Below are 22,277 nucleotides of genomic sequence, written 5' to 3'. Positions count from 1 at the left end.
TTAATCAATTTTCTTGATGAGGTTAAGTCATGTCAGCAGTACAAGTGAAAGCATTTTTGGACGATGACAGCGAAACATTTAGCTATGTGGTTTATCGCGAAGATGAGAAGCAAGCGGTTATCATCGACCCAGTATTAGACTTTGACTATAAGTCCGGTCGCACGAGTACTCGTGGTGCACAGCGCTTGGTTGATTTTGTTCAAGCCGAAAATTTGCAGGTAGCCTGGGTTTTAGAAACGCATGCGCATGCCGATCACTTGTCTGCTGCACCATTTGTGAAAGAACAGGTGGGCGGTCACATCGGTATTGGCGAACACATTAAAGACGTGCAGAAAATCTTCAAAGATGTGTTCAACCTTGAAAAAGAGTTTTTACCGAATGGGCACCAATTTGATCATTTATTCAAGGACGGTGAGACTTTCAAAGTTGGCTCAATGACGTTTCGAGTCATGCATACGCCAGGGCATACTCCAGCTGACCTCTGTTACATTGTTGATGAAGAGAAAATCTTTGTCGGCGATACGTTATTTATGCCGGATGTTGGTACCGCGCGTTGTGATTTCCCCGGTGGCAGCGCCAGCACACTTTATCAATCGATTCAAAAGATTCTGTCATTACCTGAAACGACGGAAATTTATATTTGCCACGATTACCCAACCCCAGGACGCGAGCACGAATATAAAACAACCGTGAGACTGCAACGCCAGCACAGCAAACATGTACATGATGGCGTAAGCGAAGCTGAATTTGTGAAAATGCGTGAAGAACGTGATGCCACATTAGAGATGCCACGGCTGATTTTACCGTCGATTCAAGTTAATATTCGTGCGGGGCACATGCCGCCAGCAGACGCAGACGGCAAGGTGTATTTAAAATTGCCGATTGATCAACTCTAACTGGGTATCAATCATCACCGAAAAGGTGAGTTGTGACGAATATAAAACCGGCACTATTTTGGCTGGTCGGCATCTTAACGTTTACGCCGTGGATTAGTGCGCCCTTTGCATTAATTCTCGGCGCATTGATGGCGCACTTTCAGGCAATTCCAACGCAGGTTCAGCCCAGTGTCTGGGTAAAAAAGTTACTGGCTATAGCTATTGTCGCACTGGGCTTCGGCGTTCAGCTCGATGTCGCGTGGCAGGTTACTAGCGATTATTTCGCGCTCATGATCGTGAGCATCATTGTCACCATTACTCTGGCATTAATTCTCGGTCGCTTGTTTAAAATAGATACCGTTACTAGCCATCTATTAGGCTCCGGCACAGCTATTTGTGGCGGCAGTGCAATCGCTGCAGTCGCACCGGCTATCCGCGCTCGCAACGATCAGATGGCGCTAGCACTTGCTAGCGTATTCACACTGAATGCCATTGCGTTACTCATTTTTCCATTGATAGGGCATGCGCTTGGTCTAGACGAGCAAACGTTCGGCGCTTGGGCGGCGATTGCGATTCATGATACCAGTTCAGTGGTTGGTGCAGCTCAGGCCTATGGCGATAATGCATTACAAGTTGCAACCACCTTAAAGCTCGCCCGCGCGCTGTGGATTATTCCGCTGGCGCTGGTTTCTGCGATGGTTTATCAACGTATGACCAAAACCGGCGGCAAGCGACGCATTACTGTCCCTTGGTTTATTGCTGGCTATATTGCCGCCATGCTGTTGGCAACGATACTTCCGCAACTTGATGCGCTTTATAGCGTCACATTTAATCTAGGTAAGCAGTTATTAGTCTTCTGCTTATATTTGGTTGGTGCAAGTATCACGCTGGAACGGCTAAAAGCAGCAGGTTGGCGCCCGCTGCTTCTTGCGATTGTGTTGTGGGTAGTGATAGCAACAATGTCGTTACTATGGCTTACAGTACCGACTGGCTGAGTACGAATATCGCCATCAAAATGAGAAACACGGCAAACGCTTTTTGCAGCTTCTGGCGTGGTAGGCGTGCACCAACCCAAGCGCCGGCGTAACTTCCGAAAATACCTGCGACGGAGATAATGGCGATAATCGTCCAATCGAATTCATACCCCTGCGCACTAAGGGCAGTAAAGTATTTTGCAAACCCGACAAACGATTTTAGCGCGATGACCATCAAGCTTGTGCCAATGGCGAGTACCATCGGTACGCCACCCAATAAAACTAACGCAGGCACAATCAAAAAGCCGCCACCAACACCAACGAAACCGGTAATTGCGCCAACTACTAAACCGTCAATAATAACGCGAACAACTTTCACATCTTTCAGTGTTTCGCTGGCGCTACGACCGCGCCACATCATCACCGACGCAATCGCCATTAGCACAACGAATACGAGCAACTGAATACGGCTATCAACGGCGGCTCCGACCCAAGCCCCGGCATAGGCGCCAATCATACCGGGTATCCCGAACAGCCAAACATGTGGCCACGAAACTATTTTCTTGCGTGCGCTGAGCAAACCACCGAATAAACTAATAAATGCAACAATCAGCAACGACGAGGCAATCGCTAGGTTGGCGGGCATATTGACGAGATACAGCAGTACGGGAACGGTTAAGATCGAACCACCCGAGCCAAATATTCCCAAACTCAAACCAATTAATATGGCTCCAATGATTGCCTGAATCATGTGCACGAGTCCTCTAAAGTGTATTGATATAACCGTTTCATTTAAGTTAGTTAGCAATCGAATAAAACGATTTCACACATCGACAGTCTATACTTGCAGGAAGTCATCTTAACAACTATTTTAGTTTATTACGAAATAAAACATGAGGATATAAAAATGGGATTACGTATTGGCGATATCGCACCGAACTTTAAAATTGACACCACGAAAGGTGAAATTGATTTTCATGAATGGTCAAAAGGTTCATGGGTATTTTTCTTCAGTCACCCAGCAGATTACACCCCAGTGTGCACCACGGAAATGGGTCGTACTTCGCAATTAGCTGGCGAATTCGAAAAGCGCGGCGTGAAACCTTTGGGTTTATCAACGGATACGGTTGAAGAGCACTTAGGCTGGATCAACGACGTGAATGAAACACAAAACACGAACCTGCAATTCCCAATTGTCGCAGACAAAGACAAAAAGGTAGCGGCGTTGTATGAAATGATTCACCCAGGTGAAAGTGAAACCGCCGCAGTTCGTTCAGTGTTTATCATTGATCCGAACCACAAAATTCGCCTGACGATGACTTATCCAATGGCTGTAGGTCGTAACTTTACTGAAATCTTGCGTGTTATCGACGCCTTACAAACGGGCGATCAGTTCGGTGTTGCTTGCCCAGCCGACTGGCAAGTTGGTGGCGACGTGATCATTCCACCAAGTGTATCGAACGAGGCTGCGGAGAAAAAATTCCCGCAAGGTTTTAAAACGGTGAAGCCTTATTTGCGTTACACTAGCGTAAACAAATAACCTTTGACTGATGAATGATTGCGACTGCTTACTCAACAGATTTTGATACCCTGTTGCCTGCGCTCGATGCGTGGGTCACTGAAGCTGAGCGAGAAGCGGCGCATACGTATAAGCAGGAGCCACGTCAGCAGCAGTTCATTGCTGGGCGTGGCTTATTACGTTGGTTAGTGTGCAATACCTGGCATTGCGCGGCAGGCGCTGTATCGATTACTCGCCAAGAGAATGGCGCGCCGTTGCTCACGGTTGGTGGGCAAGTCTGGCAATGTTCAATTAGCCATACCAAAGGTGCCGTCCTAGTCGCAGCTAGCCCTGAATTTACTGTTGGCGTTGATGTCGAACGAATAAAAGCCCGTAAGCGTTTAGCTGAGCTTGTTGCCAACTATCAAGATGGCTTTTTTGCAGATTTATCTGCTGAAAATTGGCATCGCTTCTTTGAACGCTGGACACTTGCTGAGGCGGTTACCAAAGCCGAGCAGGGGTTGTTATTGCAAACACTAAAGCGACCGGTTGCCAATTACCAACACGATGCAAAACATGAGCAACACGACGACTTTATGCTCTGTTGCTACACCCCGAAATTTTCCGAGCCGGTAACCTTTCAACGCTTTCCCAGCTAAGTCTTCAATGGTAATCTTGCGATTATTAATTTGAAACTATTTGCCATTAACGAGAGCGCTATGACCCCAGAACAAGCGAAGCAACTGGTTGAAATGCAAATTGCATTTAATCAGGTTATTGACCCGTCGTACCCAGAAAACCCGCAAGTTAAACGTGATGACGTCAAAGCGATTTTGGTTGAGTTGGGTGAGTATTTTGAGCACACCGCATATAAATGGTGGAAGAAGCAATCGGCGGACTGGGCGCAAGCCAATATGGAACTTATCGATATTCTTCATTTTGCTATTTCTGATGCGGTAGAGAATGCGTGTGCACGAGGTTTAAACCACGAACAAGCCGCAGAAGAAGTCGCGGCACTGGTACTCAAAGGCGCCACCAGCGGTGAAACTATAAGTGATGGTAAAGAAATCGTGGTTGCGTTAGCGAAAGATGGCGATGCGCAAAAGGCATTGCAGTGCGGTACGTCGTTCTTTGCGAAGTTATTTGCAGCACTTATCGACGCCTATGGCGATGCCAATACCGTCTATTTAACCTACATTGGTAAAAATGCCCTCAATAATTTACGCCAACAGCGCGGCTATAAGCAGGGTACTTACATTAAAATGTGGCAAGGCCGTGAAGATAATGAAGTGATGATGGAGTTATTAGAGGCGCACGAAGATGCCATTATCAATGCGCCACAACCGTTGCAGCAAGCTCAACACTTATTACTCAGTCATTATGACGAGCAAGTCGCTTAGGATGCTTTAATGAAGCGCAGCAACGTGTCTTCGTTGTTGCGCAACTGTAACGTGTTGCCATTATCTCCAACGGTAAAGTGCGTGATTTTATCGAGTGCTTCGAACATGGCTTGTTCAGCGTCCATTTGCTCTGGCGCGCACATCATTTTGGTTGCTGCTAGCGGTTTAAAGCTGAGCCCCTCTCCAGTTAACTGATACTCACCTTGAAATCGGTTACAGCCGCTGTAACCAAACACGACATTGTCACTCATAAATTGGATGCTGGGAGCTTGTTCCAGTGCGCTTGCGTGCAACTGCCACGAAACGCCGGTAATAAGGCGATGCGGCTCACCAGCGCAGCCGCCGAACGTGGAACCATTGCGATTTAGCTTGGCCGTAAAGGGGTACGGCATGCCGGACATAGAGTCCTGACAAACTGTGGCTGAAATATGCAGCGTTTCATCTTCTTTAAGCTTAACCTCCCAAGTATTGTCACTGGTATCGCTGACCTTAGAAATATCCACCTGTGGATAATCGCGGTCGCCGGAAGGTTGACGAAGCGATGCGCTACCATTATTAACGTGCACGAGCCAGAATGGCTCGTTTCCGCGCGCACTAAATTGTTGGGGAAGCTCAGTTTTATCAATACACAACGGATACGCTTGTCCGGCAATGGTTAACTGGGCATGAGAGCCTTTATTCCAAAACTCGAGTTCGCGCTGTTGATTTGAATATAGGGCGCCCGATGCGCTTTTCTTCGCATCGAGCTTGACGCGTTGATCGCCGAACTTGAGTTCGACGTGCTCTGAAGAATAGGTCGCCTGTACATCAAGTGCGCCGCAACCGTAACTGACATTGGTCGATTGCGGCGAACTATCACAAGCTGTTAAAACAATCATGCTACCCAGCGCCGATAATGCATGAATCAAACGCATTTTTAGAATCCTTCACTTTATAAACACTGATGGTATTTCTTATGACCATGTTTTAAGTGAATGATTCCATCAACTAGTAATCATCATTATCGTCTTTATTGTCTTTTTTCTTACGTTTATCGTTGTCTTTCATGCGATCTTTCATTGCTTTCGCACGGTCTTTTTCAGACTTTTCCATTTGCTTATAGGCTTCGCGCTCTTCCTTGTGCATCTCTTGCATCATTTCCATTTCGTCTTTGTGCATTTCGCGCAAGGCTTTTTCTTCTTCACGATGCATTTCACGCAAGAGCTTACTATCTTCTTTCATCATCGTAGCTTGTGCTTTGCGGTCGCGCTTCATCATCTCCATGTCGGCTTTACGTTGTTCACGCATCTCCGCCATTTCTGCTAAACGCGCTTCACGATGTTGCTGATCCATCATTTTGGTTTGCTCGCGAGCCTGTTCGGCTGCTTTATCCTGTTGTGCAACAGCTAAAGTTGATAGAGTAGCCATCGCAATAACCATCAATACTTTTAAGTAATTCATAATGTTACCTCCGTAACGAAAAACTAGAAAAAGCAAAAATGAAGTATAGATGGCATTTTAAGGAATACCGAATTCTTTACGCTTTTTTAATGACGAGAAACAAATGATCGAAGGCTTTCGCAGAATTCTTTTCTTTCAGCGATCTATTGTCTACTTTATTTAGTAATAACTAAAAAACATTGGAGGCTTTATGGTTAACGTCGGTACCCCAGATCGAATTATTCGAATTATCATTGGTATTGCACTGATTGCATGGAGCGTATCTGCCGGAAATATGTGGTGGATTCTTGGTGCTATCGTGTTAGCAACCGGTATATTCCGTTTTTGTGGCTTATACAAAGTACTTGGAATTAATACCTGTTCAGTAAAATAAGTCGTAACAAGGAGAATGCAGTTCCATGTTAAATATGGATTTCTCACAGCGTGCGGTGATTCGAAGCGCTGAGCAAGATTGGGTTAAAAGTCCTGCTGGTGGGGTGTTGCGTAAGCCGCTTGAACGCGAAGAGGCAGAGCGCGGCCGTGCAACTAGTATTGTGACGTATGAACCTGGCGCTTCGTTTCAAACACACCAACACCCGCTTGGCGAAGAAATTTTTGTGCTTGAGGGGGTGTTTTCAGACGAAAACGGCGACTACCCCGCAGGTACTTATATTCGTAATCCGCCAGGCTCGTCGCATGCGCCATACAGCAAGAACGGCTGTACGCTGTTCGTTAAACTCCATCAATTTGCTGAAACTGACCGTGAGGTTGTGCGAATTGATACTAACAGCACGCCTTGGCTACAAGGGCAGGGGCGGCTGCAGGTGATGCCATTGCATAGTCACGAAACCGAGCATTGTGCATTGGTGAAATGGCCAGCCGGCGAGGTATTCAAGCCGCATCGGCATTTTGGTGGTGAAGAAATTCTGGTGCTTAGTGGTGAGTTCATCGACGAACATGGCCGTTACCCAGCGGGTACTTGGCTACGTAGTCCGCACATGAGTATGCACACGCCCTTGGTTGAGCAGGAAACGATTATATACGTCAAAACCGGTCACCTACCGGTGTCACCAACCTAAAATCCGCGGCCAAACCTCACGCTCTCCAGTCGCCGTCAGCACCACATAGTGCTGGTGCATGGCGGCTGTTGCGCAGGCATGGTTTGGCAATACCCGTAATTGAGTTCCAATTGGAAACTCTTGCACTGTGCGGCCATCGGGTAGTGCAATGACGCCATGTTCTTGATTTACCTTAGTGACGCAAACATGTTGTAACGGTACACCACCCTCATCGCAAACAAGCCCATAGCCAAAATCCTCATGCTGCGAGGCGGTGCCACGGTCGCGTGATAATGCCATCCAACCAGCATCGACTAACACCCAGTTCTTCTCTGCATTGTGCCCAATGACTGTCGTGACAACGGACATCGCAATATCATTTAGAGCACACACGCCAAGGTTATACATCACCAGATCAAACGTGGTGTAAACGCCAGCTCGCACTTCGGTTATCTGGCTGAGATCTTCTGCAAAATGTGCTGTTGGCGTGGAGCCAACACTCAGAATTGGGCAGGCTATTCCGAATTGGCGAATCTGCGCTACGGCCTGACGGATTGCCACACATTCTTGCTCTGCAGCCTGCACAATTTCGGCTGTTGTCTTGGCACTGTATGACCCACCTGAATGCGACATCACTCCCGTTATCGTCATGCCGTTACGATGAAGTCGTTGTGCAATGTGGCCAATCAATGGACTGGTCGGGGGCAAACCACCGCGATGGTCATCACAATCGATTTCAATGAAAATAGAAAACACGACATCATGCTGGCGTCCATAAGAAATGACCGCTTCAGCTTGCGTTAAGCTATCGAGTAAAATGTGCAACTGCACCCCACGTTCAAGCAACGCTCGCACTCTGTCTAATTTATTCGCGCTGATGCCCACAGCATAAAGTAGGTCGGTATACCCCGCATCAGCAAATGCTTCCGCTTCGGCCAACGTTGAAACCGTCGCAGGAGATGATAAATCGGGCAAGATATAACGTGCGGCATCGACTGCACGTAAAGTTTTGAGATGCGGCCGTAGTTGACACCCAAGCGCCGAAATACGTTGTTGTAATCGCTCAACATTGGTCAAAAATCGCTGTTGGTCGATGAGTAAAAAAGGCGTTTGTTCAGTTTCAAGCCACGGCACAACATCAGTCATGGATACAACCTATCTATCTCAAAAACTCGTTACGATGGTAACTCCGAGGTACAAGCCGGACAGCGTTTGGCTGCCAACGGAATACTTGTTGCACAAAACTCGCAGGTTTTGGTCGTGACCGGTGCGGGTTCTTCTTTTGTACGCAAGCTATTCATGCCTTTTACCAGCCAGAATACAGCAAAGGCAACTATCAAAAAGCTAATCGTGTTGGTAATGAATAAGCCGTAATTCACGGTCACCGCTCCGGCGGCTTGCGCATCGGCTAACGCAACATACGGGCCAGGATTTTCAACGCCAGCGCGCAGTACAACAAACATATCGGTGAAATCGACACCACCTAACAACAAGCCAATCGGTGGCATAATAATATCGGCAACAAAGCTTTTCACGATCGTACTAAAAGCACCGCCGATAATAATACCTACAGCCATATCGACAACATTACCTTTCATGGCAAATTTTTTGAATTCATTCAACATAATCGTCATCTCACTGTATCTAGCCATAACCCATTGTTATGACTAATGCCTATCTTATAGGCGATAAATCAGCGAAAAGAAATATATTGGCGCAGGTTATTCCTTGCGCTTAAAGACCAACCGCTTTTGTAAGCCATAGCTCAGTAAAAAGACAACGATTTCGGCAACAGGTTTGCCAATAAACGGTGATACGCCGACCGCGAAAAATGTTTTGGTAAGCAGGTAATTTGCCAAAACCAGCACGACAGCAAGCGTTGTGTATTTCATTGCATCGCTGCCAAGCGAGCTACCTTTTCCGAATACCCACTGCCGATTCAAGGTGAAGTTAAAAATACCGGAGACTAACCGAGCCGATGCAATGGCAAGTAGAATTTCCCCTGTGAGTCCATAAACGAGTGCGAACAAACCGTAATCTAGTGCTGCGGAAGCAATACCGACACCGGAGAACTTCAAAAACTTTTTATAAATTATGGCGGAATCTTGCAGCGGTCGAAAATGACTACTGGCATTGCCTTTTTCATAAACCGTCGTGATTTCTACCGAGCGAAAAGAAATCTCTTGTTGTTTCGCTAGAATCAGCATGTCTAATTCAAATTCATAGCGATCGCTTGGTGTATTCACTAATGCTCCAAATAAACTCGAGGGGATACCGCGTAACCCAGTTTGAGTATCTGGAACATTAATGCGCAATCCAAGCCGGAAGGTATAACGAGCAAATGTATTACCTAGCCATGATCGAAACGGAATGCCTTTATGTTTGAAGTTACGGCTTCCAAGCCAGAGTGCTTCAGGTGAGTCAGTGAAGTGCTTTAGAACCTGGAGAATATCATAAGGTAGATGCTGGCCGTCGGCATCTGCCGTGACAGCCCCTGCGCAGGTTGGCTTATTATCAAGAATCCATTGAAATCCGGTTTTGAGGGCGGCACCTTTGCCTTGATTTTTCTCATGCGCGAGTAGGTATAGGTTTTCAGCTTGAGGTAATTGCTCAAATATATCGGCACTATCGCTACCATCATTAATGATAACGATGCTGTCATAGTGTTGTGGTGTCTGCTGCAGTGCCTCAATGAGGCTGAGCAAGGCGTCGTCTGGATTATATGCAGGAATAACTATGACTGGTTTTGGCACAAAGTCCTCGTCCTTCGGTTTGTGGTTATTTAGATAATGACGACAAACCGAAGCGAGTGCAATAAAAGCGCCTAGAAACGCTCATTTATTCCGCGCTTGAGGTTAAATACCGATCAATTACGTCGGTCACGCTTTTATCCATCGGTTCCACTTTACTTGGAAAGCTTGTGACCTGCTTACCATCTGCGGAAACAATGTACTTGTGGAAGTTCCAACCAGGCGCTTGATTGGTGGCTTGGGTGAGCGCTTTGAATATAGCGTTGGCGTCGTCACCTTTCACTGGCGTTGTTGCCATCATTGGGAAGGTCACACCAAAGTTCACAAAACATACGGTAGCTGTTTCTTCCTCGTCATTATGTTCTTGACGAAATGAATCAGAAGGGAAGCCTAAAATAACAAAATCTTCGTCTTTGTAAGTTTGATAGAGCTCTTCAAGCCCTTCGAACTGCCCGGTGTAACCACATTTACTTGCTGTATTAACCACCATCACCACGCGATTTTCGGTCAGTTCACAAAGATTGTGATTATCCTTTGAATGCAATGCGCGCATGCTATGGTCGAAGGTTGCCAGACAGCCCTTATCGGTTGCTTCAAAGCTCTGAGCAGCGCGTTGCACGGTTGCTACTTCTTGCTGTGTACCACCGGCGACGGCGGAGAATAAAGTGACACCTGCGATGCCCGCGGCTGCGATATAGGCGACAGGTTTTGCAATTCTAGACTTAATCGGCTGCTTCATTGTAAAAAGCTCCACAACAAAATGATAAGTAATTGACTACACCTTACGACGTTATGTATCTAATAGCGACATCAACCTAAAAACGATCACTGCGCACGCGATGAAAAATATACAAGTTCGAAATAATGCGTTGAAACACATGATGTTTGCGATCGAAAAAAGTCGACAGTGACGAAACTGTGTTAACTTGATAGCAACATTTATGACAATTAAAAGGCATTGTTTATGAACAAACCTTCAGCATTGAATGCATTGGTATTGGCGCTGGGACTTGGCTCGTTTTTAGTAAGTACTGCACCGGCTGATGCCAACCCAGTAAAAATTGATTATCAACAACCGACTCAAGCGTTGATTGATATTGTGGATGCAGCGCCGTCGCCAGGCGGTAGTTTGAGCCCGAACGGCAAACTGCTCATGGTGATGAATTATCCGGCGTTACCAAGTATTGCGGACGTGGCAGCTGACGAGTTGAAACTTGCGGGACGACGCATTAACCCAGCAAATTATACCGTCAGCCAAGCCCGTTATATTAGTTCACTCAATTTTGTTGATGTCGCTTCGGGTGAAAACCTGCGTATTAAAGGACTACCAGAAGAGCTCAAAATTATTGGCGCAAGCTGGGCACCGAACGGTGAGTATGTCGCATTCGCCCAAATGACTGCTGATAAAGTTGAACTGTGGCTGGTTGATGTCGAAAAAGCGCGTGCAAAACGTCTTAGCAAGCAGTCGCTCAATGCAGTATGGGGGCCGATGTTGGAGTGGCGTCACGACAGCTCTGGTTTATATACCTACACTGTTGCCGATGGTCTAAAAAAACCGGCGTTGAAGACCATTCCTACCGGCCCGGTGATTACTGAAAGTATGGGGCGTAGCGCACCGGGGCGTACGTACCAAGATCTGCTTCAAAACAAACAAGATGAATTGTTATTTGATTACTATTTCACCAGCCAAGTGAGCTTTGTTGGCGTAAATGGCCGCACGAAAGCATTGGGTGAGCCAGCAATTTATCGCAGTGTCAGCACCTCGCCAAACGACGAGTTTTTACTGGTTGCGAATATTGAGCGTCCGTATTCTTATGCAGTGCCTTGGTATCGCTTCCCAGTCACCACAAAGGTTTGGAATACCAGCGGTAAAGCGGTGTATACCGTTGCTGAACAACCGCTAGCCGATAACTTACCGATTGCTTTTGACGCTGTTGAACAAGGACGCCGCTCGATTAGCTGGCGTAACGACGCGGATGCCACCTTAGTTTGGGCAGAAGCCGCCGACCAAGGTGATCCAGCGGTGAACGTTGAGATTCGCGATCGCGTTTATCAACAAGCTGCGCCGTTTAACCAAGAGCCGCAAAAGTTATTGGATTTAACCAAGCGTTATTCGCGCTTGTTAGCGGCCGACGCAGACACCATGCTGGTGTGGGAACGCTGGTGGGCTGATCGTGACGAGAAACTCTGGTTGGTTGATGGTACCGGCAAAGCTGAACCGAAACTGGTATGGGAGCGTTCGTGGGAAGACCGTTACAATGACCCAGGCCAGCCGTTTACCGTACAAAAAGATGGCCGCACCCTGCTGTATGTAGATGGTGAAGAAGTACTGCTGCGCGGCACTGGTGCTTCCGATGAGGGCGACCGACCATTTGTTGATCGATATAACTTAACTTCCGGCGCGAGTGAACGCTTATGGCGCAGTGAAGCTCCGTACTTTGAGCAGCCACGCGACATCATTGATGCCGAAGAACTCACGTTCTTAATGCAACGCGAGGGCGTTGATGACCCAGCAGATTTTTTCGTGCGTGATTTAGATGATGACAAACTGCGCGCGCTAACTGAAACCCCGCATCCAATGCCACATACGTTAGGTATTACGCGTGAGCTCATTACTTATGAGCGTGAAGATGGCTTGCCCATGTCGGCTGAATTGTATTTACCAGCTGGCTACGATAAAGAGCGTGATGGGGCACTACCAACCATGGTGTGGGCATACCCGCGAGAATATAAGAGTTCGGCTGCCGCTGCCCAAGTGTCTGGCTCGCCATATGAGTTTGTCCGCATTAGTTACTGGGGCCCTCAGTACTTAGCAACGCAAGGTTATGCGGTGCTCGACAGCGCCACCATGCCGATTGTGGGTGAAGGTGATAAACAACCCAACGACACCTTTATTGAGCAATTAGTCATGAATGGCAAGGCTGCTATTAAAGCGGGCGTTGATTTGGGCGTAACCGATCCTGAGCGGGTCGCACTTGGTGGTCATTCGTATGGTGCCTTTATGACCGCAAACATGCTAGCACACAGTGATCTGTTCACGACGGGTATCGCTCGAAGCGGCGCCTATAATCGGAGCTTGACGCCATTTGGTTTCCAGCGCGAAGAGCGGACCGTATGGGATGACCCTGATTTATACATTCGCATGTCACCGTTTTTCCATGCGCATAAAATCAACGAGCCTCTGTTGATGATTCATGGTTCGAATGACAACAACTCGGGTACGTTCCCAATGCAATCTGAGCGCTTGTATCAAGCCATTAAAGGCTTAGGCGGAAGTTCGCGCTTGGTGATGTTACCGCATGAATCACACGGCTATCGTGCACGTGAATCGATTCTCCACATGTTGTGGGAGCAAACGCGCTGGCTCGATATATACTTAAAAGAAGAAAAATAGAAATTAATCTTCGGTGAGTTAAGAACCCCAATAATTGCCAAGTTATTGGGGTTTTTTATGGCCTATTTTACCGCTTGTTTCGCTTTAAAGTGCCGTGCAAGGTAGAACGCCACAATCCCGATCAGCAACCCCCAAAAAGAGCTATTAATTCCGAAGAAATGTGTTCCAGATGCGGTGGTCAAGAACGCTAAAATCGGTGGCAATTGATTGTCGGCGTCGCTAAAGGCTTTGAACATGTTACTACTCAATACCGGTAATAGAGCTAAACCCGCTATTGTGGCCGTTACGGCGGCAGGTAACATTAAGAACAACCCCACAATAACTGAACTTGCTAAGCCGGCAAGGAGGTAAAAAATACCGCCCGCAACAGCTGCTTTATAGCGCTGCGAGCTATCTGGATCGACGTCGGGTGATTGGCAGATAGCGGCTGTAATTGCTGCAAGGTTAATCGCGAAAGCCCCCAACGGAGCAAGAATTAAGCCTGCTAAACCGGTGGTTGTTAACAGTGGCGACATCGGCGGCGCATAGCCGTTGCTACGGAGCATCATAATACCCGGTAGGTTCTGCGACACCATCGTCACCACAAATAACGGGATGCCAATCCCTATCATCAATGACAGATCAAACTCGGGCCAAACCCAAACCCAAGCTGGCATCGAAAATGACAACTGAGTGAAATCGAGATCTTGCATGAGAGCAGGTAAACCTAATGCCAGCAGCAGAACCCAGAAGAATACAAATCGCGGCGTCAAATAACGCAATACAAAGAAAGCAATCACCAATGAACCGGCGATAATCGGCTGTTGGTAAACTGCCGGCATGACGGCTAAAACAAATTTCAACAAAATACCGGCGAGAATCGCTGCCGCTACCGATACCGGAATGTATTTTATCAGTCGGTCTGAAATGCCGGTTAAGCCAAACAGCACAATAAGCGCTGATGAGAAAATAAACACTCCAACCGCTTGTGCGAGTGAAACACCTTGCAGAGCCACGATGAGTAAGGCGATTCCCGGTGTCGACCATGCCGTAAAAATTATCGATATTATCCAAAAACATTCATCTAAATTCGGAAACGTGACGTAAGTACCTTAGAAAAACATTTTAGAGTTGAAGAGTATTATTGGAATGACGCGCATGAAGTTTTCTGATGCCGATCTCTCGCGCATTATCGAAATGGCATGGGAAGATCGAACCCCCTTTGAAGCAATTTATACGTTATATCATTTGAACGAAACGCAGGTGATTGCACTTATGCGAAAAGAACTAAAGCCGAGCTCATTTCGGCTGTGGCGTAAGCGCATGAATGGGCGCACAACCAAGCATTTGCAGTTACGCGATCCGAAGGTGAGTCGGGCGTATTGTCCAACGCAGTACAAACGCTAATTTTATTCGCTTGAAACGCAAAACTTCCTTTGTAATTTCCCGCCAAACCACGTAGATTACGCGCCTATTTTTTGTTCGGGTGTTTAAACGTGATTTCTGCTGCAAATATCACCATGCAATTTGGTGCAAAACCTCTTTTTGAAAATATTTCCGTGAAGTTTGGTGAAGGAAACCGTTACGGTTTGATTGGCGCAAACGGTTGCGGCAAATCAACCTTCATGCGTATTTTGAGTGGTGAACAAGAACCATCGGCCGGTAATATTTCCATTGAACCCAATATGCGTGTCGGTAAGTTGCGCCAAGATCAATTTGCTTATGAGCAGTACAGTGTCATTGATACCGTGATCATGGGCCATGAGGAATTATGGCAAGTGAAAGCGGAGCGGGACCGCATTTATAGCATGGCAGAAATGAGCGAAGAGGACGGCATGCGCGTTGCGGACCTTGAAGTTGCCTTTGCTGAAATGGACGGTTACACCGCTGAATCACGTGCTGGTGAATTGCTATTAGGTGTCGGTATCCCGCTGGAGTCGCATTTCGGTTTGATGAGCGAAATTGCGCCAGGTTTGAAGCTACGAGTGTTGCTGGCACAGGTATTGTTCTCTGACCCAGACATCATGTTGCTGGACGAGCCAACCAACAACTTGGATATCAACACCATTCGCTGGCTCGAAAACGTGCTGAATGAACGCCAAGCGACCATGATTATCATCTCGCATGACCGACACTTTCTAAATAGTGTGTGCACGCATATGGCCGATATTGATTATGGCGAATTGCGTGTTTATCCGGGCAACTATGACCAATATATGTTTGCAGCCACTCAGGCTCGTGAGCAGTTGCTCAATGAGAATGCGAAAAAGAAAGAGAAGATAGCGGAGTTACAACAATTCGTGAGCCGCTTCTCAGCGAACGCGTCAAAAGCGAAACAAGCAACTTCGCGCGCCAAACAAATTGAGAAAATTCAGCTAGCCGAAGTGAAAGCTTCTAGTCGAGTCAGCCCATTCATACGCTTCGAACAAGAGAAAAAGCTTTATCGTTTAGCGCTTGAAATGGAAGGTGTGAATAAATCGTTTGATGAGTTACATGTACTTCGCAATTTAAGTGCAATGATTGAGGTCGGCGAAAAAGTTGCGATTCTTGGTGCCAACGGTATTGGTAAAACCACCTTGTTGAAATGCTTGGTTGGTCAGCATCAACCGGAGAGCGGCATCATTAAGTGGTCGGAAAACGTCAACATTGGTTATTACGCCCAAGACCATGCCGATTGGTTTAAAGAAAAAATCAGTGTTTTTGAATGGATGAGCCAGTGGAAGCAACCGCACCATGATGAACAAGCGGTGCGGGGAGTACTTGGCCGTATGTTGTTTTCGCAAGATGACATCAAAAAGCCTGTGACTATTTTGTCAGGTGGTGAAAAGGGCCGCATGATTTTTGGTAAGCTGATTATGCAACGCCCAAATATTTTGATCATGGACGAACCTACCAACCACTTAGATATGGAATCGATTGAAGCGCTGAATCTTGCGCTCGAGCACTATGACGGAACCTTATTGTTCGTGAGTCACGACCGTGAATTCGTCTCGTCGCTCGCAACCCGCATTATCGAACTCACCAACAACGGCATGCGCGATTTCTCGGGCACGTATGACGACTATTTGCGTCAGCTTGAGGTTGATTAATTCCAAAATAAACGGCGGCACGATTAGTTAAAAAATCGTGCCGCATTTTCGTAATTAATTTTCGTCCGTTGTTGTTCGGATAAAAATTCAAAGCCGTTGAGTCGATTGAGAATTGCCCCAAGCGGCATATTATCTGTTCCTAACATCAATCGATCTTCCAACCCGGCATCAATAAAGTTCTTAAGTAATTGACGGTGTAATGATTCTGGCATGACGCTAATTAAGAATTGACATATCGGCATAGACATTTGGGAACTCTTGCATTAATTCAATAGCTTCTTTATGAAACCGAATTTCGCCGGCGTGCATCAACCAAACCTTTAATCTCGGATATTGTTCAAGTACAGGTTTCAATAAAAGTGGATTCCCCATATCCGCATTGAAGTTAGGACAACAACCCTCTGGCCGACCTCGCGGGGGGGGACCATCAGCGGCATGAACACCAACCGGAATATTCATTTTTTCAGCAAGAGCAAAATAGGGTTGAAGTCGTTCATCGAATGGCGAGATGCCATAATAAACGTAGAGCAACTCGCCCATGACAGTCATTCGGCCACTTGCAAACTGAGCTTCCAACCATTTGATATCAGGCCAGCCTTCATTCTCAGCAAAGCATGGATACATTCTTGGATAAATACCATCGGTGCAAGGAAACGAAGCACCAACTCGAAAACGCGAAGGTGCCGCGCGTTGCCATGCATAGGCTAGCTGATTGTCTGCACCCGAAAGAACAGCAAATCGAACATTGTATTCATCCATTTCAGCCAGAACAGACTCAACTGTCATCCCTCTCTCATTCGTCGCATGCAAGTGCGCATTAATAGTTGGTATTCGTTCGTCAGTGCTTTGAACTTGCTCTTGAAATAAGGCCGCATAAACGGGGAACGTACCGATCGTAAGCATTCCCAATATAGTTATTCGTAGCCACATAATTAAGGCCTCTACATCAAGGGTAATGAACACTAGTTAAACTATAGTCCATTCTCAGAAAAGCAAAATTAGAAGGTTTTCATTAGTTACAAGGCAGTGCATTATGGAAGTCCTTATGTTCATCGTGTTGGTAGGACTATCTCGAGGTGCTGAATTGAAATACTACTTTGCTGCATTCGTTCTATGTCTCTCAGGTTGCGTGACATCTCCAAAATATAGTCATTTTGAGTGCTTTGAGTCGCGTGACCAAGCTCAGCAAGTTGGCAGTGATATATTCCTGGCAGGTTTTACTGAGCGAGTCGGTCATCGGCTAGGGCTTTCGTCGAATCGCAGCGTAAAGGGTTTAGGATTAAGATGGGGCGGTATTAAGGCGACCGATTACTGCGAATCAGGACACCCCTTGATTGTCACATATGATTCGATTAAATCTGATTATGACCCAGAACAAGTGATGTTTTGGAGTAAGATAATTTTTCGCGAAATGATTTCTGAAGTTAAGAAGGCAGAACAATGAAAAAATTAACGACCGCGGCACTACTTCTTTCTTTCGGTTTAATTGGTCAGGCACAAGCGAACACTGAGAGTGCGCATCAATTAAAACTCGCTGAAGCTGATAAATTAATCACGTTGCCGCTACACTGTGTTGAAACCCCATACCCATATAAAACCGGTATTGTGCTCGGTAGTGCTGAAGATTTGAAAGAGCCTTCACAACATCATCCCATCTTTTACGGTTGCTTTGATTGGCACAGCGCCGCACACGGTTATTGGTCGTTGGTAACATTGCTACGCCAGTTTCCCGATATGGCGCATGCCGAGCAGGCGCGTGAGGTGTTAAAACGTAATCTCACCAAAGAGAATGGTCTGCGCGAAGCGGAATTTTTCAGCAAGGACATCAATAAAGCCTTTGAACGCACGTATGGTTGGGCGTGGTTGCTTAAGTTGGCCGATGAACTAGAAGCCTGGGACGACCCTATGGCGGTTGAATTTTCGGCTAACTTACAACCGTTGGTTGATGTGATTGTTCAGCGCTACATGGAATTTCTTCCACAACTGGTTTATCCGGTTCGTGTTGGCGAACATAGCAATACTGCGTTTGGGCTTAGTTTTGCTTATGACTATGCGGTGAATAATGAACTAACCGAACTCGAGAAGCTAATAGAGACGCGAGCAAGAACTTATTTTATGAGTGATAAAAACTGTCCAATTAGCTGGGAACCAAGTGGCTATGACTTTATTTCGCCATGTTTAGAGGAAATCGGTTTAATGCAGCGCGTGTTGCCGAAAAAAGAGTTTCTCGCTTGGTTATCTGACTTTATGCCACAGCTTGCTGATAAGAATTATCAGCTTGAGGTCGGAAAAGTGAGTGATCGTAGCGACGGCAAGTTGGTTCACCTTGATGGCTTGAACTTCAGCCGAGCTTGGAATTTATACGCACTAGCTAATGCATATCCACAGTACGCGCACTTGCGCGCACTAGCTGATAAGCATTTCGCTCATTCGTATCCAAACTTGATTGGCGACAGTTACGAAGGCGGCCACTGGTTAGGTAGTTTTGCGATTCAAGCTCTCAATCAGTCACAAGCAAAATAGATACGTCGTTGCAGTGGCTATAGCCAAACAATCTAACTTAGAAAAATTCGTTCGTTCATAATTTACGCACAGCGGCTTATATTGAGCGTCATTACGCTAATAGGAGCCGCTTATGAACGCAGCGACATTACCGATTATCTCTTTAAAATCGCTTGATTCCGACGAGGGCTTGGCGCAGTTGCGCTATGCCGCCAGTGAAGTCGGTTTTTTTTACCTTGTCGATCACGGTATCAGCTCTGCGGCGCAACACCAATATTTAGCACTTAGCAGAGCATTTTTTCAGCTTTCAGCCGAGCAAAAGCAGGCGGTTGATATGATCCATTCGCCACATTTTCGTGGCTATAACGCTATCGGCAATGAAATGACCGCTGGTCGGCTCGATGCGCGCGAGCAATTTGATTGGATGAATGAAGAGCGCGCGCTTTCTGCGGAGCAACTTAAGTTTCCTTGGCAAAAACTGATTGGTCCTAACCTATGGCCGAGCGCCATGCCAACGCTCAAGCCGGCATTGACGACGCTACAAAGTAAGTTAAGCGACATCACGGTTAACTTATTACAAAAACTTTGTGAATCGTTAGGTGCAGGTCGAAACGCACTTGACCATACCATTGGTGCCCAGCCATATACGCATGCCAAGCTGATTCGCTATCCGGCACAACAGTCTGTGCAGCAGGGCGTTGGAGCGCATAAAGATCCGGGCTATCTGACCCTGGTGATGCAAGACGCGCAAAGTGGCCTCAAAGTTGAGCGCGGCAATGAATGGATTGATGTCGCACCAATTCCGGGGGCATTTGTCGTGAATATCGGTGAGTTATTGGAACTTGCATCGAACGGCTATTTGAAAGCAACAAATCATAAAGTGCAAAGCCCAATGGATGGCAACGAACGTTACTCAATCGCCTTTTTTATGGCCGCGCAATTGTCTGCCACGGTTCCGGTACTTTCTTTGCCGCCAGAATTAAAATCGCGCGCTCATGGCCCATCGGTTGATCCGCGAAACCCATTACTGACCGATGTCGGCAATAATGTGTTGAAAGGGCGCTTGCGCTCGCATACCCATGTAACGCGCAAACACTACTGCGACGAGCCATTAAGGCATTTACTAGCGAAAAGCTTTGCACACATGCCTACCGCTGACATTTGTGACGAATGCCACGCTTAAACTGAAGAGGAACTAACTTCTATTGTTAAACTCTATGTATACAATAATAAAACAGAGGAAACGGCAATGAAGTGTCCAGTATGTAAAGAAGAAAATTTGGTGATGGCGGAGCGTCAAGGTATTGAAATTGATTATTGCCCAAGTTGTCGCGGGGTTTGGTTAGATCGCGGCGAGTTAGACAAAATTATTGAACGTTCCGCGCCGCAAGAAGCGCCAACTTCAAGAACGTCTCCTCCGCAACAGCAGGCAGGTCATTACGATCGTGGCTATGACAAAGGTTACGGGCATAAAAAATATAAGAAAAAGAGTTTGTTGGGCGAACTTTTTGACTTTTAGTTAGTGAGCGCGAGCTAATTGCAATTCAGGCGCTGAATCAATCAAAATAACCGTTCAGCGCCTCGCGTTGGGTTTACTTCATGTCTCCGGTTTGCTCAAAGCGCTCATGCCAACTGAGCGCTTCATTCAGCAGGTGTGGCGTATGCATACCACGACCGCTGGCGCAGGCACGCTCGAAGTAATCGTGCAGCTGATCTTTGAAATCAGGATGAGCACAATTTTCAATGATAGAGCGAGCGCGTTGGCGAGGCGATAATCCACGCAAATCGGCCAACCCTTGTTCAGTCACAATGATTTTTACATCATGTTCGGTATGGTCGACATGGGAAACCATCGGCACAATCGAGGAAATTTTTCCGCCTTTTGCGGTCGATGGCGACATAAAGATTGAAAGATAACCATTGCGAGCAAAGTCACCGGAACCACCAATTCCGTTCATCATGCGAGTTCCCATAATATGGGTAGAATTCACGTTGCCGTAAATATCGGCTTCGATCATGCCATTTGTAGCGATGATGCCAAGGCGACGTGCGACTTCTGGATGATTGCTGATATCTTGCGAGCGCAATAGAATTTTTTCGCGATAAAACTCAATATTCTCATCAAACTCAGCTAACCCTTCTGGGCTTAAAGAAAAAGCCGTTGCGGAGGCCATTTGTAGCGTGCCTGATTTCAGCATCTTGAGCATACCGTCTTGAATCACTTCGGTATAAGCCGTCAGATTTTTATATGGACCCGTGTCGAGCGCCTCGAGCACGGCATTTGGAATATTGCCCACGCCAGATTGCAGTGGCAGTAATTCCTTTGGTAAACGACCAATTTTTATTTCGCGCTCAAAAAACGCCAGAATATGTTCCGCGATTCGTCGTGAAGCGTCGTCTGGTTGCTTAAATGGTGTATTTCTATCTGGTGCATTGGTTTCAACAATGGCCACGACCTTTTCAATCGGGCAGCGCAGGTACAGGTCGCCAATACGTTGGTTCGGCTCCGTCAACATGATGGGTTTACGGTGAGGCGGCAAGGCAGCGCCATAATAAACGTCGTGCATGCCCTCTAAGCGTTCATGCTGTTTGTAGTTTACTTCGAGAATTACTTTATCCGCTTGCTCAATCCAAGTTTTGTTATTACCAAGCGACGATGATGGAATCAACGAACCGTCCTCACGAATACCCACAACTTCAATGATTGCGATATCCATTTTCCCGAAGAATCCCGACCATGCATATTGCGCCACTTCGGAAAGATGATAATCAGCGTAGTTCATGGTGCCAGAATTTATTCGATCGCGACAAATCGGATCGCTTTGAAATGGCAGACGCATTTCGATGCCATCCACTTCAGCGAGTTTACCGTCGAGTTCTGGCGCGGTTGAGGCACCGGTGAGTACATTGATACGAAATGGTTTTCCACCTTGCGCATTATGAGCTCGAATACGCTCTGCTAGTGCACCCGGAACGGCTTTAGGATAACCGGCTCCGGTAAAACCACTCATGCCAACATTAGCACCAGGTGAAATGAGTTTCGCCGCTTCTTCGGCGCTCATGACTAAGTGCTTCAGTTGGGGGCATAAAATACGGGAATTTTTAGACATGACATTACCTGTAGGTTAACTCACAAGACTGCATTCTTTGTGTATTAATGGGATGCAGGTATAGAAGTGCGGTATTGTACGCCGAACCTTCACGATTGAGGTGCAGTTACGACCAAAGTCTAACGGTAAATAAATATTCTTTTGATTTTTTGATACCCCAGGGTTGCAAAATGACACCTTTAGGTTATATATTGAAACCTAAGGGTATCAATCGATGCCTAATAGGAGG

At 46.7% G+C, this 22,277-nt stretch carries 25 protein-coding genes; 14 read left to right on the top strand and 11 right to left on the bottom strand.

Translation table 11 applies throughout. The features are described 5' to 3' along the window. The first annotated feature begins 29 nt into the window (after positions 1–29). Together BM292_RS09400 and BM292_RS09395 are read left to right on the top strand one after the other, a co-directional pair. Positions 30–896: an MBL fold metallo-hydrolase gene (locus tag BM292_RS09400; protein WP_092857912.1), complete on the top strand. Its 867-nt coding sequence runs from the start codon at positions 30–32 to the stop codon at positions 894–896. 32 nt (positions 897–928) lie between these two features. Next, a complete protein-coding gene (locus tag BM292_RS09395; RefSeq protein WP_218151680.1) occupies positions 929–1,870 on the top strand; it encodes a YeiH family protein in 942 nt (313 codons plus the stop codon). On the opposite strand, the gene BM292_RS09390 is transcribed toward BM292_RS09395, so the two are convergent. Next, positions 1,851–2,600, bottom strand: a complete 750-nt coding sequence (locus BM292_RS09390) for a sulfite exporter TauE/SafE family protein (protein ID WP_245751906.1) — start codon at positions 2,598–2,600, stop codon at positions 1,851–1,853. The two genes, BM292_RS09395 and BM292_RS09390, sit on opposite strands and share 20 nt — an antisense overlap. Positions 2,601–2,756: 156 nt before the next feature. Between BM292_RS09390 and BM292_RS09385 the strand changes: the two genes are divergently transcribed. From BM292_RS09385 to BM292_RS09375, 3 genes are read left to right on the top strand one after another with little or no spacing between them, the layout of a single operon-like run. After that, positions 2,757–3,389 (top strand): peroxiredoxin, encoded by a 633-nt coding sequence (locus BM292_RS09385; RefSeq protein WP_092857910.1) that lies wholly within the window; start codon positions 2,757–2,759, stop codon positions 3,387–3,389. Between the two features lie 14 nt (positions 3,390–3,403). Further along, positions 3,404–4,006 carry a 4'-phosphopantetheinyl transferase family protein gene (locus tag BM292_RS09380; RefSeq protein ID WP_092857908.1) on the top strand — a complete coding sequence of 201 codons (603 nt, stop codon included), beginning with the start codon at positions 3,404–3,406 and terminating at the stop codon, positions 4,004–4,006. Positions 4,007–4,066: 60 nt separating this feature from the next. Next, a complete protein-coding gene (locus tag BM292_RS09375) occupies positions 4,067–4,747 on the top strand; it encodes a dUTP diphosphatase (protein WP_092857906.1) in 681 nt (226 codons plus the stop codon). Here the strand turns inward: BM292_RS09375 and BM292_RS09370 are convergent. Together BM292_RS09370 and BM292_RS09365 are read right to left on the bottom strand one after the other, a co-directional pair. Continuing rightward, positions 4,744–5,661 (bottom strand): META domain-containing protein, encoded by a 918-nt coding sequence (locus BM292_RS09370; RefSeq protein ID WP_092857904.1) that lies wholly within the window; start codon positions 5,659–5,661, stop codon positions 4,744–4,746. The genes BM292_RS09375 and BM292_RS09370 overlap by 4 nt on opposite strands. Before the next feature lie 73 nt (positions 5,662–5,734). After that, the gene (locus tag BM292_RS09365) at positions 5,735–6,187 is read right to left on the bottom strand and encodes a hypothetical protein (protein ID WP_092857902.1); all 453 of its coding nucleotides are present in this window, start codon (positions 6,185–6,187) and stop codon (positions 5,735–5,737) included. 190 nt (positions 6,188–6,377) lie between these two features. Here BM292_RS09365 and BM292_RS09360 point away from each other — a divergent pair, with 190 nt between their 5' ends. Further along, positions 6,378–6,560, top strand: coding sequence for a YgaP family membrane protein (locus BM292_RS09360; protein ID WP_092857900.1), 183 nt, complete (start codon positions 6,378–6,380; stop codon positions 6,558–6,560). 25 nt (positions 6,561–6,585) lie between these two features. Next, positions 6,586–7,245, top strand: coding sequence for a cupin domain-containing protein (locus BM292_RS09355; RefSeq protein WP_092857898.1), 660 nt, complete (start codon positions 6,586–6,588; stop codon positions 7,243–7,245). On the opposite strand, the gene BM292_RS09350 is transcribed toward BM292_RS09355, so the two are convergent. The 4 genes from BM292_RS09350 to BM292_RS09335 form a co-directional block, all read right to left on the bottom strand. Next, a complete protein-coding gene (locus tag BM292_RS09350) occupies positions 7,234–8,370 on the bottom strand; it encodes a DSD1 family PLP-dependent enzyme (protein ID WP_092857896.1) in 1,137 nt (378 codons plus the stop codon). The two genes, BM292_RS09355 and BM292_RS09350, sit on opposite strands and share 12 nt — an antisense overlap. 29 nt (positions 8,371–8,399) lie before the next feature. Then, positions 8,400–8,876 (bottom strand): large-conductance mechanosensitive channel protein MscL, encoded by a 477-nt coding sequence (mscL, locus tag BM292_RS09345; protein ID WP_425439083.1) that lies wholly within the window; start codon positions 8,874–8,876, stop codon positions 8,400–8,402. A gap of 69 nt (positions 8,877–8,945) precedes the next feature. Then, entirely contained in the window at positions 8,946–9,977 is a 1,032-nt protein-coding gene (locus BM292_RS09340) for a bifunctional glycosyltransferase family 2/GtrA family protein (protein WP_092857894.1), read from the bottom strand. A gap of 85 nt (positions 9,978–10,062) precedes the next feature. After that, complete coding sequence (locus BM292_RS09335) at positions 10,063–10,713, bottom strand: glutathione peroxidase (protein WP_092857892.1); 651 nt, start codon at positions 10,711–10,713, stop codon at positions 10,063–10,065. Between the two features lie 225 nt (positions 10,714–10,938). Here BM292_RS09335 and BM292_RS09330 point away from each other — a divergent pair, with 225 nt between their 5' ends. Then, a complete protein-coding gene (locus BM292_RS09330; protein WP_092857890.1) occupies positions 10,939–13,368 on the top strand; it encodes a S9 family peptidase in 2,430 nt (809 codons plus the stop codon). Positions 13,369–13,430: 62 nt separating this feature from the next. Here the strand turns inward: BM292_RS09330 and BM292_RS09325 are convergent, their stop codons facing one another. Further along, positions 13,431–14,405, bottom strand: a complete 975-nt coding sequence (locus BM292_RS09325) for a benzoate/H(+) symporter BenE family transporter (protein ID WP_281247510.1) — start codon at positions 14,403–14,405, stop codon at positions 13,431–13,433. Positions 14,406–14,505: 100 nt separating this feature from the next. Here BM292_RS09325 and BM292_RS09320 point away from each other — a divergent pair, with 100 nt between their 5' ends. Both BM292_RS09320 and BM292_RS09315 read left to right on the top strand, forming a co-directional pair. Next, positions 14,506–14,754, top strand: a complete 249-nt coding sequence (locus tag BM292_RS09320; protein ID WP_092858243.1) for a TIGR03643 family protein — start codon at positions 14,506–14,508, stop codon at positions 14,752–14,754. 89 nt (positions 14,755–14,843) lie between these two features. After that, a complete protein-coding gene (locus BM292_RS09315; RefSeq protein ID WP_092857886.1) occupies positions 14,844–16,436 on the top strand; it encodes an ABC-F family ATPase in 1,593 nt (530 codons plus the stop codon). Between the two features lie 23 nt (positions 16,437–16,459). On the opposite strand, the gene BM292_RS09310 is transcribed toward BM292_RS09315, so the two are convergent. Together BM292_RS09310 and BM292_RS09305 are read right to left on the bottom strand one after the other, a co-directional pair. After that, a complete protein-coding gene (locus BM292_RS09310; protein ID WP_143434089.1) occupies positions 16,460–16,684 on the bottom strand; it encodes an amidohydrolase family protein in 225 nt (74 codons plus the stop codon). Then, positions 16,653–17,222 (bottom strand): amidohydrolase family protein, encoded by a 570-nt coding sequence (locus BM292_RS09305; RefSeq protein WP_177203830.1) that lies wholly within the window; start codon positions 17,220–17,222, stop codon positions 16,653–16,655. The genes BM292_RS09310 and BM292_RS09305 overlap by 32 nt, the downstream gene beginning before the upstream one ends. Before the next feature lie 247 nt (positions 17,223–17,469). Between BM292_RS09305 and BM292_RS09300 the strand changes: the two genes are divergently transcribed. The 4 genes from BM292_RS09300 to BM292_RS09285 all read left to right on the top strand — a co-directional run bounded on the left by BM292_RS09300 (position 17,470) and on the right by BM292_RS09285 (position 20,457). Beyond that, entirely contained in the window at positions 17,470–17,880 is a 411-nt protein-coding gene (locus tag BM292_RS09300) for a hypothetical protein (protein WP_092857880.1), read from the top strand. Beyond that, complete coding sequence (locus BM292_RS09295; RefSeq protein WP_092857878.1) at positions 17,877–18,959, top strand: DUF2891 domain-containing protein; 1,083 nt, start codon at positions 17,877–17,879, stop codon at positions 18,957–18,959. The genes BM292_RS09300 and BM292_RS09295 overlap by 4 nt, the downstream gene beginning before the upstream one ends. 112 nt (positions 18,960–19,071) lie before the next feature. Continuing rightward, a complete protein-coding gene (locus tag BM292_RS09290; RefSeq protein WP_092857876.1) occupies positions 19,072–20,121 on the top strand; it encodes an isopenicillin N synthase family dioxygenase in 1,050 nt (349 codons plus the stop codon). A gap of 66 nt (positions 20,122–20,187) precedes the next feature. Further along, the gene (locus BM292_RS09285) at positions 20,188–20,457 is read left to right on the top strand and encodes a TFIIB-type zinc ribbon-containing protein (protein WP_092857874.1); all 270 of its coding nucleotides are present in this window, start codon (positions 20,188–20,190) and stop codon (positions 20,455–20,457) included. A 73-nt stretch (positions 20,458–20,530) separates the two neighbouring features. Here the strand turns inward: BM292_RS09285 and scpC are convergent, their stop codons facing one another. Then, complete coding sequence (gene scpC, locus BM292_RS09280; RefSeq protein WP_092857872.1) at positions 20,531–22,048, bottom strand: succinyl-CoA:acetate CoA-transferase ScpC; 1,518 nt, start codon at positions 22,046–22,048, stop codon at positions 20,531–20,533. Positions 22,049–22,277: the final 229 nt, after the last annotated feature.

Source organism: Pseudidiomarina tainanensis, assembly GCF_900115255.1.
Lineage (GTDB): Bacteria > Pseudomonadota > Gammaproteobacteria > Enterobacterales > Alteromonadaceae > Pseudidiomarina > Pseudidiomarina tainanensis.
This window is presented reverse-complemented; position numbering and strand designations above follow the sequence as displayed.